Annotated in this window: 13 protein-coding genes; 11 read left to right on the forward strand and 2 right to left on the reverse strand. The window is 63.5% G+C overall.

Going from position 1 to position 13,837, the window contains the following annotated elements:
• Nucleotides 1–5 precede the first annotated feature (5 nt).
• Nucleotides 6–917 (reverse strand): ABC transporter substrate-binding protein, encoded by a 912-nt coding sequence (osmF, locus tag M1E10_RS17410; protein ID WP_499174067.1) that lies wholly within the window; start codon nucleotides 915–917, stop codon nucleotides 6–8.
• 322 nt (nucleotides 918–1,239) lie between these two features.
• On the opposite strand from osmF, the gene M1E10_RS17415 reads away from it, so the two are divergent.
• Together M1E10_RS17415 and M1E10_RS17420 are read left to right on the forward strand one after the other, a co-directional pair.
• Nucleotides 1,240–2,241, forward strand: coding sequence for an ABC transporter substrate-binding protein (locus tag M1E10_RS17415; protein ID WP_499174068.1), 1,002 nt, complete (start codon nucleotides 1,240–1,242; stop codon nucleotides 2,239–2,241).
• A gap of 102 nt (nucleotides 2,242–2,343) precedes the next feature.
• On the forward strand, nucleotides 2,344–3,231 hold the full coding sequence (locus tag M1E10_RS17420; protein ID WP_499174069.1) for an ABC transporter permease: 888 nt from the start codon (nucleotides 2,344–2,346) through the stop codon (nucleotides 3,229–3,231).
• 1 nt (nucleotide 3,232) lies between these two features.
• Here M1E10_RS17420 and M1E10_RS17425 read toward each other — a convergent pair whose 3' ends face one another.
• Nucleotides 3,233–4,498, reverse strand: coding sequence for a CynX/NimT family MFS transporter (locus M1E10_RS17425; protein ID WP_499174070.1), 1,266 nt, complete (start codon nucleotides 4,496–4,498; stop codon nucleotides 3,233–3,235).
• A 191-nt stretch (nucleotides 4,499–4,689) separates the two neighbouring features.
• Here M1E10_RS17425 and M1E10_RS17430 point away from each other — a divergent pair, with 191 nt between their 5' ends.
• The 9 genes from M1E10_RS17430 (at nucleotide 4,690) to M1E10_RS17470 (ending at nucleotide 13,715) form a co-directional block, all read left to right on the forward strand.
• Nucleotides 4,690–5,037, forward strand: a complete 348-nt coding sequence (locus M1E10_RS17430; protein ID WP_499174071.1) for a DMT family protein — start codon at nucleotides 4,690–4,692, stop codon at nucleotides 5,035–5,037.
• A 94-nt stretch (nucleotides 5,038–5,131) separates the two neighbouring features.
• Nucleotides 5,132–6,004, forward strand: coding sequence for a DUF72 domain-containing protein (locus tag M1E10_RS17435; RefSeq protein ID WP_499174072.1), 873 nt, complete (start codon nucleotides 5,132–5,134; stop codon nucleotides 6,002–6,004).
• A gap of 137 nt (nucleotides 6,005–6,141) precedes the next feature.
• Nucleotides 6,142–8,031, forward strand: a complete 1,890-nt coding sequence (locus M1E10_RS17440; RefSeq protein WP_499174073.1) for a peptidylprolyl isomerase — start codon at nucleotides 6,142–6,144, stop codon at nucleotides 8,029–8,031.
• Nucleotides 8,032–8,047: 16 nt separating this feature from the next.
• On the forward strand, nucleotides 8,048–9,064 hold the full coding sequence (gene trpD / locus M1E10_RS17445; RefSeq protein WP_499174074.1) for an anthranilate phosphoribosyltransferase: 1,017 nt from the start codon (nucleotides 8,048–8,050) through the stop codon (nucleotides 9,062–9,064).
• A 9-nt stretch (nucleotides 9,065–9,073) separates the two neighbouring features.
• Nucleotides 9,074–9,889, forward strand: coding sequence for an indole-3-glycerol phosphate synthase TrpC (trpC, locus tag M1E10_RS17450; RefSeq protein ID WP_499174075.1), 816 nt, complete (start codon nucleotides 9,074–9,076; stop codon nucleotides 9,887–9,889).
• Nucleotides 9,886–10,380 (forward strand): cyclic pyranopterin monophosphate synthase MoaC, encoded by a 495-nt coding sequence (gene moaC / locus M1E10_RS17455; RefSeq protein ID WP_499174076.1) that lies wholly within the window; start codon nucleotides 9,886–9,888, stop codon nucleotides 10,378–10,380. The genes trpC and moaC overlap by 4 nt, the downstream gene beginning before the upstream one ends.
• Before the next feature lies 1 nt (nucleotide 10,381).
• Nucleotides 10,382–11,596 (forward strand): molybdopterin molybdotransferase MoeA, encoded by a 1,215-nt coding sequence (locus M1E10_RS17460; RefSeq protein WP_499174077.1) that lies wholly within the window; start codon nucleotides 10,382–10,384, stop codon nucleotides 11,594–11,596.
• 53 nt (nucleotides 11,597–11,649) lie between these two features.
• A complete protein-coding gene (locus M1E10_RS17465; RefSeq protein WP_499174078.1) occupies nucleotides 11,650–13,083 on the forward strand; it encodes a cryptochrome/photolyase family protein in 1,434 nt (477 codons plus the stop codon).
• Nucleotides 13,084–13,154: 71 nt separating this feature from the next.
• Nucleotides 13,155–13,715 carry a hemerythrin domain-containing protein gene (locus tag M1E10_RS17470; protein ID WP_499174079.1) on the forward strand — a complete coding sequence of 187 codons (561 nt, stop codon included), beginning with the start codon at nucleotides 13,155–13,157 and terminating at the stop codon, nucleotides 13,713–13,715.
• The last annotated feature ends 122 nt before the right edge of the window (nucleotides 13,716–13,837 follow it).

A 13,837-nucleotide genomic window follows, 5' to 3' on the forward strand; every position in this document is an offset into this window, starting at 1 on the left:
GACAACTACTTGAGGAAGCCGTTCTCGGTCAGGAACTGCTCGGCGACCACCTTGGCGGGTTCGCCGCCGACCTGGACACGACCGTTCAGCTCCTGAAGCGTCTGGAGATCGAGTTTCTCGAAGACTGGCTGCAGCAGGGTCTCGATCTCTGGATGCTGCTGCAGAACCTCTTCGCGGATGATCGGTGCGGGCTGGTAGACCGGCTGCACGCCCTTGTCGTCCTCAAGCACCACGAGATTGGACGGTGCAATGCCGCCGTCGGTGCCATAAACCATGGCGGCATTGGCGCCATTCGTCTGATTGGCCGCGGCGGCAATGGTGGCCGCGGTATCGCCGCCCGAGAGGGTGATCAGCTGCTCCGGCGTCAGGGTGAAGCCATAAGTCGTCTGGAAGGCCGGAAGGGCCGCGGCGGAGTTGACGAATTCCGACGATGCAGCCAGCACCACGTCGCCGCCCTCGGACACATATTTCCCGAAGTCGGTGAGTGTGCTCAGGCTGTTCTCCTGGGCAAGATCGCCGCGAACAGCGATTGCCCAGGTGTTGTTGGCGGGCGAAGGCGTCAGCCAGACAATTTTGTTGGCGTCGTAATCGAGCGTCTTTGCCTGCTGGTAGGCTTCGGCGGCATTCTTCCAGGCCGGATCGTCCGCCTTCTCGAAGAAGAAGGCCGCATTGCCGGTGTACTCCGGATAGATGTCGATCTCGTCGGCGGTGATGGCGGCACGCACCACAGGCGTGGCGCCAAGCTGGATGCGGTCGGTCGTCTCGATGCCGTTGGCATTCAGGACCGCCAGGATGATATTTCCCAGAACGCCACCTTCAGTGTCGATCTTTGACGAGACGACCACCTGTGCGCTGGCGGCACCGGCAGACATGGCAATTGCCAGCGCGACGCCCGCGGTTTTCCTCAGGATGTGCATGGATGAACCCTCCGTAACTGGACCCCCGGCATGACCGGTGCTGTCATAGCTCTATGCCTCCAGAGATCATATGGATCACCTGTCCGATAAGGGGAGATCGTCACGCCGGAATTTTCCAGCTGCGCCGGATCGATTGGCAGCGTTGTTTGGCGGAAATGCCAAAGCGCCCGGCGCAAATGGGACGGTGCAGCCCTACAAGCCTGCAAAACTCCAGTGGGATGAGAGGGGGCAGAAGATCCCTTGCATCCGATATCGACCGGCGTGGAGGAAACGCCGGCAACCGTCCGCCCGGCTGCGGACATCAACCAGGGGAACGCCATAAATGAACAGATTGCTTGCCTCCACCTGCCTCGCCTTCGGCCTCTCGCTCACGGGGGCAAGCATTGCTGCCGCCGAATGCGGCGACGTCACCATCGCCAGCATGAACTGGCAGAGCGCCGAGGTTCTCGCCGCACTTGACCAGCTCATCCTCAACGAAGGCTTCGGCTGCAATGCCGAAATCATTGTCGGGGATACCGTCCCCACCCTCACGTCCATGGTTGAAAAGGGCGAACCGGATCTCGCACCGGAAGGCTGGGTTGATCTGCTTCCGGAAGTGGTCGGACGCGGCGTTTCGGAAGGAAAGCTCGTCGGAGCTGCCGTCGCCCTGTCCGACGGCGCCGTCCAAGGCTGGTGGATCCCCAAATACATTGCCGACGCCAACCCGGACATCAAGACGATCCAGGACGTGCTGAAGCACCCGAAACTCTTCCCCGATCCGGAGGATGCCAGCAAGGGTGCGATCCACAACGGACCTGCCGGCTGGGGCGGCACCGTCGCAACTGCTCAGCTCTACAAGGCTTACGGAGCCGAAGACGCAGGCTTTACCCTTGTGGACACCGGCTCCGCTGCAGGTCTCGATGGCTCCATCGCCAAGGCATACGAAGGCCGCAATGGCTGGGCCGGGTATTACTGGGCGCCGACCGCTCTTCTCGGCAAGTACGAAATGGTCAAGCTTGGCCACGGCGTTCCCTATGACGAGGCGGAGTGGAAGCGCTGCAACACCGTGGCGGACTGCCCCGACCCCAAGACCAACGACTGGCCGAAAGACACGGTCCAGACGATGCTGACGACGGGCTTTGCCGAGCGTGCTGGTCCAGATGTCATGGACTATCTGAACAAGCGGGCCTGGAGCAATGCCACGGTCAACGCCCTGATGGCGTGGATGACGGACAATCAGGCCACCGGCGAGGACGGTGCCCGGCACTTCCTGCAGGAAAACGAGGACCTCTGGACCACCTGGGTGTCCCCGGAGGTCGCGGAAAAGGTAAAGGCTGCGCTGTAATCCGCAGTTAACGGCGTCGGCAGTCTGTCCCGTGCAGACCGCCGACGCGCCACCGCCCTTGGCTCGACCGAGCGCGTTCCTCTAACTTCCGGAGATGTCTCTATGGAGTGGCTGTCGAGCTTTCCGCATATGGACGATGACATGCTGCGGGGCCTCAAGAAGACGATCGACGAGGGATTTCGCGCTTTCACCCGTGCCTACGGCGACGGGATCGAATCCTTCTTCGATCCGCTGCAGTTCTTCCTGATCGAGTCCGAGCGGTTCCTGACGCGGACGCCGTGGCCGTTGATCATCCTGCTGATCGGCGCCATCGCCTGGTTTGCCAGCCGCAACTGGAAGATCGTTGCCGGCTGCATCGCGACCCTCCTGCTGATCGGCTACTTCGACATGTGGGAAGACACGATGAAGACGGTCTCGATGATTTTCGTCTGCACCGTGATCTCGATCCTCGTCGGCATCCCCATCGGCATCGCCATGTCCCGTTCCGACCGGCTGCAGAGCATGGTCAACCCTGTGCTCGACGTGATGCAGACCATGCCGAGCTTCGTCTATCTGATCCCGGTGGTCATGCTGCTCGGCATCGGCAAGGTGCCGGGATTGATCGCCGTGGTAATCTATGCGCTTCCGCCGATGATCCGGCTCACCAATCTGGGCATCCGTCTTGTGGACAGGGATGTGCTGGAGGCTGCCGATGCTTTCGGCTCCTCCAGCTGGCAGAAGCTCCGCAACGTGCAGATGCCGCTCGCCCTCCCGACGATCATGGCCGGCATCAACCAGACGATCATGATGGCGCTTGCCATGGTGGTGATCGCCTCGATGATCGGCGTCCAGGGGCTTGGGCAGCCGGTGCTGCGGGCAATCTCGAACCAGTATTTCACGCTGGGGCTCTTCAACGGCCTGGCGATCGTCGGCATCGCCATCATCTTCGACCGCATCAGCCAGGCCTATGGCCAGCGTCTACAGCGTCACCGGGAAACGCTGCACGGATAGGTCAGCCGGCTTCTGCGCTGACCGTCTCTACCTGCACGTGGGCGGCGCGGCCGGCCCGCCAGCCACACCACGCTGCTCCAAGACCGAGCGTCAAGAAGAGCAACCCGCAAGCCGCAAAACTGCCGGTCCAACCGCGGATGAGGCCAACGATCAGCGGCCCGATCGAGGCCAGCAGGTAGCCGACGCATTGCGCCATGCCCGACAGATGCGAGGCAATCAGCGGATCCGGCGACCGGAGCACGATGGTGGTCATGGCCGCCGCAATCAATCCGCCCTGCCCGATCCCCTGCAGCACGGCCCAGATCCAGACCGTCGACAGCGGCGCGAAGAGCAGGCCGAGAAGTGCGCCCACCGAAAACAGGCAAAGCACCGCGTTGATGACGCGCTGATCCCTGCCCCGCACCGCAATATGGGGCACTACCAGGCAGGCCGCCGCCTGCACCATCACTGAGACTGAGACGATTCCGCCCGCAGCAACGCCGTCCAGGCCCCGTTCGCGCAGGATTGGCACGAGCCAGCCGAAGACACAGTAAGCCAAGGCCGACTGAAGGCCCATGAACAGTGTCACCTGCCAGGCGAGCCGGTCCGTCCAAAGCCCCCGAACCCGGACCCTGCCAGCCTTGGTGACGGTCTTCGCCATCAAGACCTGCGGCAACCAGATCAATGCGGCGATGGCTGGCGGCAGCGCCCAGACGGCGAGGGCCGCGCTGAGCGAATCGTTGAGCGCATGCGAGATCGGCAGCGTCAGCCCGGCAGCCCCTGCCGCGCCGCCGCACAGTGCCATCGTATAGAGGCCGGTCATCAGCGCCGTCCGGTCCGGGAAGTCCCGCTTCACCAGGCCGGGCAGCAGCACATTGCCGACAGCGATGGAGGCGCCGGCTATCGCGGTGCCGAGGAAGAGTAAAGTCAGCGACGGCACGCCGCGCACGGCCGTCCCGATCGCCAGCATCAGCGCCACGGCCAGCAGGGTCCGCTCTGTTCCCAGCCGCTGGGCAAGACGCGGCGCAAGCGGCGAAAAGGCGCCGAGGCAGACGACCGGCAGCGTCGTCAGAAGGCCTGCACCGACGGCGCCCAGCCCCAGTTCCGAGCGAATCTCGGGCAGGAGCGCCGAAGCACTGGAAAAGAGCGGCCGCAGATTGAACGCAATCAGGACAAGACTAGCACCCAGCAGCAGACGTCTTGAGCCGCCGCCCGGGTTCGATCGGGGCGACCGAGAGCCGTCAACCGGCGGCACATGGGAAGAGATTTTATTCACGGCGGCATCCATTCGCGGTCGGTCACCCCCTGGGCTCACCGATCGTCTGCATCCTGATCCGCCCTCCTAGCAGGTGCCGAGAAGGCCGCCAACGTCAGAACCGGGGCCTTCGGTACGCCCGAAAAGCGGCGGAACGACCTCGCCTCTTGCCCGACTCGCCGGAACATGGTTGCGCTGGGCGCAGCATCAGCGGATCCTTTGCCATGTTCACATCTGCCGTCCCCTTCATCACCATCGGTCTTCTTGTCCTGTCGAATGTCTTCATGACCTTTGCCTGGTACGGACATCTGAAGTTCAAGGCGGAACCGCTTTACCTGGTGATCCTTGTCAGTTGGGGAATCGCCTTCTTCGAATACTGCTTTCAGGTCCCCGCCAACCGCATCGGCTACGGCTATTTCAATGCCGCACAATTGAAGACCATCCAGGAAATCATCACGCTTTCGGTTTTCGTGCTCTTCTCGGTCTTCTACCTTGGCGAGGCCTTCCATTGGAAACAGGGTGTCGGCTTTGCCTTCATCGCCCTCGGCGCCTTCTTCATCTTCACCAAGTAGCCCGCGGGAACCAGGCTGAACACGCGCCGTTTGATCCTCAATAACCCGAAGGCCAGCAGCTTGGCTTCGCCGGCCGATCGAGAGGAATGGCGCGATGAGCATCGCCGGTACCATTCGCATCGGCATCTCCGGCTGGACCTACAAGCCCTGGCGGGGCGTCTTCTACCCCAAAGGCCTACCTCAGAAGCGGGAGCTTGCTCATGCCGCGTCGAGCTTTCCGAGTATTGAGATAAACGGTACCTTCTACCGGCTGCAGATGCCGCAGGACTTCGACACTTGGCGGGAAGCGACACCGGATGATTTCGTGTTTGCCGTCAAGGGACCCCGTTACATCACCCACATGAAGCGCCTACGGGATGTCGAGATCCCGCTTGCCAACTATCTTGCGTCCGGTCTGCTGAACCTTCGCCACAAACTTGGTCCTATCCTCTGGCAGTTTCCCCCGCGGATGCGGTTCGACGCGGCGCGATTTGAGAACTTTCTCAAACTCCTGCCGAAGGACACGGGGGAAGCCGCAGCTCTCGCTGGCAAGCACGACGGGCGGCTCGACGGCCGATCCGCGACCGACGCGGATGCCATCCGTCCTCTGCGAAACGCCTTCGAGATCCGGCACGAGAGCTTTGCCTGCGCGCAATTCATCGAGATGCTGCGCCACTATGGCGCTGCCCTTGTTGTTGCAGATACGGTGGAATGGCCGCTGCTGATGGATATCACTGCCGACTTCGTCTATTGCCGTCTGCACGGGGCGGAAGAGCTTTACGTCAGCGGGTACGACGACCCTGCGCTGGACGAATGGGCCGCGCTGGTGAGAGGTTGGGCGCGTGGCGAGGATCCCAGCCAGGCAAAGCGGGTGCTGGCTTCGACAGCAGCACGACCTGCGGGCCGCGACGTCTACGTGTATTTTGACAATGATGCCAAAATGCGGGCGCCGGCCGATGCCGCTTCGCTGATCCGGCGTATCAGCTGAATTCGCCCGTGTTCTGTCAAACTGCCCCTCACCTGCTTTTGCATTCGCACGCCTTCAATTCTGCCATGGATTGTTCTAGAGACAGTCGATCATACCGCCCGAACCGGCGGACGGACATCTTGTAAGGTATGTAGGCAATGCTCAATTCCCTCCGAAATGCTTCCCGCACCTGGGTCGCCAAGGCTCTTCTTCTGCTCTTGGTCGCATCCTTTGCCGTCTGGGGTATTTCCACCTCGCTCGTCGCCACCGATGCCATCACCGTCATGACGGTCGGCGATCAGGAGGTCTCGACGCAGGAATTCGCCATTGCCTATCAGCGCCAGGTTGCGGGAATCAGCCGCCAGTTCGGCATGCAGCTGACGCCGGACCAGGTGCGTGCCTTCGGGATCGACCAGCAGGTCTATTCGCAGCTCGCCGCCGGCGCCGCGCTCGATCAACTGTCGGATGACATGGGACTGGGTCTCTCGCAGGACCGCCTGGCGATGCTGATCGCAGAAGACCCGGCATTCCAGGGCAGCAACGGACAGTTCGACCGCAACCTCTTCACATCGCGACTCAACAATGCCGGCTTGCGCGAAGACGATTACATCATGGAGCGCAGCAAGGTCGCGGTCCGCAGCCAGGTCGTTGAGGCAGTCTCGGATGGCTTCCAGCCGCCGCAGGTCATGCTCGACGCGCTGAAGCAGTACCGCGACGAAACCCGCAGCGTCGATTACCTGCTTCTGTCGAACGCCAACATCGACCCGGTGAAGACGCCCACCGACGATGTGCTCGCTGCCTGGTTCGAGGGCGTCAAGGCCCGCTACCGTGCACCCGATTACCGCACCTTCACCTATGTAACGCTCGAGCCGTCCGATCTGGCTGACGCCTCCTCCATCACGGCGGAAGAAGCGCGCGCGGAGTATGAGCGCCGGAGAGACAGCTTTACCACCCGCGGCACACGCACGATCGAACAGCTGACCTATCCGAACCGTGAAATGTCCGAGGCCGCTGCCGAGCAGTTGCGCGACAACAGCCGGACGTTCGACCAGTTGGTTGCCGATCAGGGCAAGACCGCAAGCGATGTGCTCCTGGGTGACTTCAGCCGCGAGAACATGCCGGACCCTGCACTCGCAGAGGCCGCTTTTGCAGTGTCCACCGAAGGCGGCACCACCAACGTCATCGACGGCGCCTTTGGCCCGGTCATCCTGCGCGTCACGAACATCACCTCGGAAACCACCAGGTCGTTCGAGGAGGTCGCAGGAGAAATCCGCGAACAGATGGCGCTTTCCGCTGCGTCCCAGGACGTGATGAATGCCCATGACCGCTTCGAAGAGATTCGTGCCACCGGTGCGACTCTTGAGGAAGCCGCACAGGAACTGAACCTCGACGTCGCAACAGTAACGGTCGATGCCTCCGGCACCGATCAGCAGGGTGACAGGATCTCGACCCTGCCGGCCGCCGAAACGCTTCTGACCGACGTCTTCCGCACCGAGGTGGGTGCGCAGCCGCTGCCGGTCACGCTCGGCAACAACGGTTATGTCTGGTTCGAAGTCAAAGAGGCGATTCCGGAGCGCGACCGCACGCTTGATGAGGTTCGCGAGCAGGTGGTCACCGACTGGACGGCGCAGCAGCAGAGCGAAGCGCTTGAAGCCCGCGCTACGGAGCTGAAAGCCCGGGTCGAGGGTGGCGAGACGCTCGCAGCCGTCGCGGAAGACCTCGGCATTGCCGTCGAGACGAAGCAGGGTCTGCGCCGCAACGGCGAAGATGCCCTCTTTGGCCCGGAAGCCGTCTCGGCCATATTCGCCGGTCCGGTTGGTCTGGTCACCACGGCGCTCGGCGCCGACGGTGCGAGCCGGTTGCTCATCACGGTGACCGGCACGCAGCAGGTGCCGGTCGAAGCCGGAGTCGATGATCAGGCACTGCAGCGACTGGCGGAAGCTGCCGGCGACGACATGCTCGACCAGATGGTCAACCGTCTTCAGAACGACTACGGCGTGTCGATCAACCAGGCGGTCGCCGATCAGGTGACGAGCACGATCCGCTGAGGAAGGTGAGGACGACATGGCCGAACTGAAGCCACTGATCGCCAAGGTCGCCGACGGCCACAGCCTCAGCCGTGACGAGGCACGCCAGGCCTTCGAGATTTTGATGTCGGGTGAAGCGACGCCCGCACAGATCGGCGCCTTCCTGATGGCGCTGCGTGTGCGCGGCGAAACCGTCGACGAGATTGCCGGCGCTGTTGCCACCATGCGCGCCAAGATGCTTCCGGTGAAGGCGCCGGCGCATGCAGTCGATATTGTCGGCACGGGCGGCGACGGCACGGGCACCTACAATATCTCGACGCTGGCATCGCTGATCGTCGCCGGCTGCGGCGTGCCCGTTGCCAAGCATGGTAACCGGGCCCTGAGCTCCAAATCGGGCGCCGCCGATGCGCTCTCGGCGCTTGGCGTCAACCTGGAGATAGGTGCCGACAAGATCGGTCGCTGCATCGCCGAAGCCGGGATCGGCTTCATGTTCGCCTCGATGCATCATTCGGCAATGCGCCACGTCGGGCCGACCCGCGTCGAGCTCGGCACGAGGACCATCTTCAACATCCTCGGCCCCCTCTCCAACCCGGCCGGCGCCAGGCGTCAGCTGCTCGGTGTCTTCTCGCCACGCTGGCTGATGCCGATCGCCGAAGTGCTGCGTGACCTCGGCTCCGAGCGTGTTTGGGTCGTCTACGGCGACGGCATGGACGAGATCACCACCACCGGCACCACCAATGTCGTGGCGCTGGAGGGCGGACAGATCCGCAGCTTCGACCTGACGCCGTCCGACTTCGGGGTTCCTCACGCGGCACTGGCAGACCTCAAGGGCGGCGACGGCACGGCCAATGCCGCGGCACTCCGTGCAGTACTCGGCGGCGCCCGCAACGCCTACCGCGACATATCGCTGTGCAATGCCGCGGCGGCTCTTGTCGTGGCCGGCAAGGCAGCCGACATCAGCGAAGGCATGCAGGTGGCTACCCGCGCCCTCGACAGCGGCGACGCTGCCGCAGCGCTCGATCGGCTGGTTGCCGTTTCCAACGAAAAGCACTGAGGCTGGTCGATGACGGATATCCTGAAGAAGATCGAGATCTACAAGCGCCAGGAGATCGAGGCCGCAAAGGCGCGGACGTCGCTTGCCGAGCTGAAGGCCATGGCCGCGGACCAGACGGCACCGCGCGGCTTTTATCAGGCCCTGAAGACGAAGCAGGCGGACGGTTCATTCGGCCTCATCGCCGAGATCAAGAAGGCGAGCCCCTCCAAGGGATTGATCCGCCCGGACTTCGATCCGCCGGCACTGGCGGCAGCCTATGCCGCGGGCGGCGCGACATGCCTCTCCGTCCTGACCGACGCCCCGAGCTTCCAGGGTGCGCCTGAGTTTCTCGGCGCCGCGCGCGACGCCTGCTCCCTGCCGGCCCTGCGCAAGGATTTCATGTTCGACACCTATCAGGTCCACGAGGCGCGCGCCTGGGGCGCCGACTGCATTCTGCTGATCATGGGCTCGCTCAGCGACGATGAGGCGCGGATGCTGGAGGACGAAGCCTTCGCGCTCGGGATGGACGTGCTGGTCGAAGTTCATGATGCGGAAGAGACCGAGCGGGCGCTCAAGCTTTCCTCGCCGCTGATCGGCATCAACAACCGCAACCTGCGGACTTTCGAGGTGAGCCTCGACACCTCCGAACAACTCGCAGAAATGGTCCCCGACGACAGGCTCCTGGTTGGCGAGAGCGGCATTTTCACCCATGCCGATTGCCAGCGCCTGCAGAGATCGGGGATAGTCACCTTCCTTGTCGGCGAGAGCCTGATGCGGCAGGACGATGTGGCCAAGGCCACGCGGGCTCTGTTGAACGGTGACGCCGCATCCGTGGCGGCCGAATGATGGCGGAGAACGGCACCCTCACCCATCTCGGCGCTTCCGGCGAGGCCAACATGGTCGATGTCGGCGGCAAGGCGGAAACGGAACGGAGTGCGACGGCCGAAGGCTACGTGCGGATGCTGCCGGAGACGCTGGCGCTGATTCGCGAGGGCAATGCCAAGAAGGGCGACGTGATCGGCACGGCGCGGCTTGCCGGTATCATGGCCGCCAAGAGGACGGCCGATCTGATCCCGCTCTGCCATCCGCTGATGCTGACCAAGGTCGCTGTCGAAATTGTCGAGGATGACGCCCTCCCCGGTCTGCGCGTTTCCGCCACCGCGAAACTTACAGGCAAGACCGGCGTGGAGATGGAGGCGCTGACAGCGGTCTCCGTTGCCTGCCTGACGATCTACGACATGGCGAAAGCCGCCGACAAGGGTATGGAGATCGGCGGCATCCGGCTCGTCGAGAAGACCGGCGGCAAGTCCGGCACCTTCAAGCGGACGGACGGCTGATATGGCTCTGCTCCCGGTCTCCGAGGCAAAAAACCGATTGCTGTCGCGAGCCCGCCCGGTGGAAGCCACGCAGGAGGTCTCGCTCGCAGATGCCAACGGCCGCGTGCTGGCCGAACCCCTTGCCGCGCGCCTGACACAGCCGCCCTTCGACGCGTCCGCCATGGATGGCTACGCGTTGTGCGCCGTCGACGCCCCGCAGATCGGCGCTGAGCTTTCCGTGATCGGCACTGCTGCCGCAGGCCACCCCTTCGAAGGACACGTAGATGCTGGACAGACCGTGCGGATCTTCACGGGCGCCCCGGTACCGGATGGCGCCGACACGATCCTGATCCAGGAAGATGCCGAGCCTCTGGACGGCTTGAGGATCCGGACAAAGTTTGCCGTCGCCGCCGGGCGGCACATCCGTCCGCGCGGACAGGATTTCACCGAGGGTGAGACGGTCTTGCCCCAGGCGACACGGCTCGACTACACGCACCTCACCGTCGCAGCCGCCATGAACCATCCGAGCCTCACTGTCTACCGCAAGCCGCTGGTGGCCATCCTCGCGACCGGCGACGAGCTCCTCGTCCCGGGCAGCATCCCGGCCGCAGGCCAGATCATCGCCTCCAACAGCTTTGGCGTTAGGGCACTGGTCGAGGACAATGGTGCCGAGGTTCTGGATCTCGGCATTGTCCGCGACGATCGCGACAGTATTTCCGCCGCCGTCGATATGGCCCGCAAGGCGAATGCCGATGTTCTGGTCACCCTTGGCGGCGCCTCTGTCGGCGACCACGACCTCGTGCAGTCCACCCTCAAGGCGGCCGGCATGGAACTCGACTTCTGGCGGATCGCCATGCGGCCGGGCAAGCCGCTCATGGTGGGGTCGCTGGGCGACATGCAGGTGCTCGGTCTGCCGGGAAACCCTGTTGCCAGCCTGGTCTGCAGCCTTTTGTTTCTCGAGCCGCTGATACGGACCCTGGCTCGCCTGCCTGAAAAACGACGCGAGGCGCAGGCTTTCGCAGCCCGTGAGCTTGCGCAGAACGATCAGCGCCAGGACTACCTTCGGGCGACGCTGACCCCGGACGGCGACGGCAATCTGGTCGCGGATCCCTATCGCAAGCAGGACTCCTCGATGATGAAGGTCTTGGCGACGTCGGATGCGCTGATCGTCCGCCCGCCACACGCCCCGGCTCTGGCGGCAGGCGCGCCCTGCCCGGTTCTTCTGCTAAGGCCCTGATCTGTCTCGCGCCTCTCGGCGTAGTCGGGAGAGAATGTTTGGTGGAGACCCTCTTGGCTGACAACACTTCCCCGCCCGTCATCGTCTGGTTTCGTCGTGATCTGCGGCTCTCCGACAATGGCGCCCTGTCCGCGGCTGTCGAGACCGGCAGGCCGATCATCGTGCTCTTCATTCGCGAGCCGACGGGAGCCTCGTCCATGCCCCTCGGCGCCGCACAGGCCTGGTGGCTGCATCACTCGCTGCTGGCCCTCAGGGAGAGCCTGAAGCAGGCAGGTGGCGATCTTCTGCTTCTCTCCGGACCGGCTGACGATGTTCTCACACAGGTGGCGGCTGAGGCGGGTGTCGAGACCGTCTACTTCAATCGCTGCTATGAGCGTGACGAGCAGGATCGCGACATCGCCCGCGCATTGAAACAGGCGGGCGTCTCCGTTCAGGCATTCCATGGCCAGCTTCTGAGCGAGCCTTCTGCAGTCCGCACCGGAGCCGGCAAGCCGTTTCGCGTCTTCACGCCGTTCTGGAAAGCCCTGCAGGCACTGGGCGAGCCGCGGGAGCCGATCGCGGCACCAAAGGCGATTGCCGGGCATTCCCCGGCCATGGCATCCGAAAACCTCGACGACTGGAAGCTGCTGCCGGTCAAGCCTGACTGGGCTGCACCCTTCTCCGAGGTCTGGACGCCCGGCGAAGCCGGTGCCCATGAGCGCCTGAAGACCTTCATCGACGAAGGCCTCGGAAACTACAAGGCGGGCCGAGACATTCCGGCACTGGAGGTCACGTCCCGCCTGTCGCCTCACCTTGCCCACGGGGAGATCTCGCCGGCCCAGGCCTGGCATGCAACAAGCGGCCTCGCCAACGTCGATCCCGCCCATATCACCCACTTCCGCCGCGAGCTCGCCTGGCGTGACTTCAGCTATACGCTGCTCGTCGAATTCCCGGAGCTGGCAACCCGCAACTGGAATCCGAGTTTCGACGACTTCCAGTGGACCTTCGACGAACAGCAATTCCAGGCGTGGACGAAGGGACAGACCGGTTATCCGATCGTCGATGCCGGCATGCGCCAGCTCTGGCAGGAAGGCTATATGCACAACCGGGTGCGGATGATCACTGCCTCCTTCCTGATCAAGGACCTGATGATCGACTGGCGCAAGGGCGAGGAGTGGTTCTGGGATACCCTTGTTGACGCGGACCCGGCCAACAACGCGGCGAGCTGGCAATGGGTCGCAGGCTCCGGCGCCGATGCCTCCCCCTTCTTCCGCATCTTCAACCCGCTGCTGCAGGGCGAGAAATTTGATCCCGGCGGCGACTATGTCCGCAGGTACCTGCCGGAACTGGAAAAGCTCGACGACAAGTACATCCACCGCCCCTTCTCTGCGCCGGAGGATGTTCTGCAGAAGGCCGGCGTCATACTAGGCGAAACGTATCCAAAACCGCTTGTCGATCACTTCGAAGCCCGCGACCGCGCGCTCGCCGCATACAAGGACCTCCGATAGCCGATCGTCCGAAAGCGAAGCTAGGAGCTGCACGACCGATCCGGTATGTCTGCGGCGACAAAGGAGTAGTCATGACCTTCACCATCAACCTGCTGGACGACAGAACCCGGCCGAAAGCGCCGAAAATCGACGGCGTCTCGGCGCCGCAGCGGCAGCACGGCCGGCGCCTGGCGATGATCCATGCCATGCATCTGCAGCAGATGCGGGAGGTACGACGGGTTCTGGATAAGGTCGCAAGCGGGCTCGGCGCCACCGGCGACGTCGCGGCAGCGGTGGCGTCCCTCGACATGACGCGCAATATCCGCGCCTCGGGAAATATCTGCGGTCAGGAATGTCAGATGCTGACATTCCACCATACGGCGGAAGACCAATGGATCTTTCCGGCCCTGATGGACCGCACCGAGGGCCTGACGAAGGTCGTCGAGCGGCTGGCGCAAGAACACCTGATCATCCATGCCCTGATCGAAGGCCTGGAAGCCTCAGCCATCCGCGCCATGGAGAGCCCCTCGGCGGAAGCCTTTGGCGAACTCAAGGAAATCTATGACCTGCTCGAGAAGGTGGTCCAGTCCCACTTCGGCTATGAGCAGGAAGAGCTGGAGGAGGCACTCGGGTACTTCGAGGTCGACGTGTAGCAGCCTCGGACGCTGGTTGTCGGGACTGGACCTTCGCAAGCATCTGGGCTGGCCGGATCTCGGCAGACACCGGCGGAGAAAATCTCCTTGAATCAAAACGACACCCGACGTTTCCGCCGGGT

The sequence above is a fragment of the Rhizobium sp. PK7-22 genome (assembly GCF_056530405.1).

Coding starts and splice junctions, on each gene's coding strand:
- osmF (WP_499174067.1), bottom strand. CDS start 917: ATGCACATCCTGAGGAAAACCGCGGGCGTCGCGCTGGCAATTGCCATG.
- M1E10_RS17415 (WP_499174068.1), top strand. CDS start 1,240: ATGAACAGATTGCTTGCCTCCACCTGCCTCGCCTTCGGCCTCTCGCTC.
- M1E10_RS17420 (WP_499174069.1), top strand. CDS start 2,344: ATGGAGTGGCTGTCGAGCTTTCCGCATATGGACGATGACATGCTGCGG.
- M1E10_RS17425 (WP_499174070.1), bottom strand. CDS start 4,498: ATGGATGCCGCCGTGAATAAAATCTCTTCCCATGTGCCGCCGGTTGAC.
- M1E10_RS17430 (WP_499174071.1), top strand. CDS start 4,690: ATGTTCACATCTGCCGTCCCCTTCATCACCATCGGTCTTCTTGTCCTG.
- M1E10_RS17435 (WP_499174072.1), top strand. CDS start 5,132: ATGAGCATCGCCGGTACCATTCGCATCGGCATCTCCGGCTGGACCTAC.
- M1E10_RS17440 (WP_499174073.1), top strand. CDS start 6,142: ATGCTCAATTCCCTCCGAAATGCTTCCCGCACCTGGGTCGCCAAGGCT.
- trpD (WP_499174074.1), top strand. CDS start 8,048: ATGGCCGAACTGAAGCCACTGATCGCCAAGGTCGCCGACGGCCACAGC.
- trpC (WP_499174075.1), top strand. CDS start 9,074: ATGACGGATATCCTGAAGAAGATCGAGATCTACAAGCGCCAGGAGATC.
- moaC (WP_499174076.1), top strand. CDS start 9,886: ATGATGGCGGAGAACGGCACCCTCACCCATCTCGGCGCTTCCGGCGAG.
- M1E10_RS17460 (WP_499174077.1), top strand. CDS start 10,382: ATGGCTCTGCTCCCGGTCTCCGAGGCAAAAAACCGATTGCTGTCGCGA.
- M1E10_RS17470 (WP_499174079.1), top strand. CDS start 13,155: ATGACCTTCACCATCAACCTGCTGGACGACAGAACCCGGCCGAAAGCG.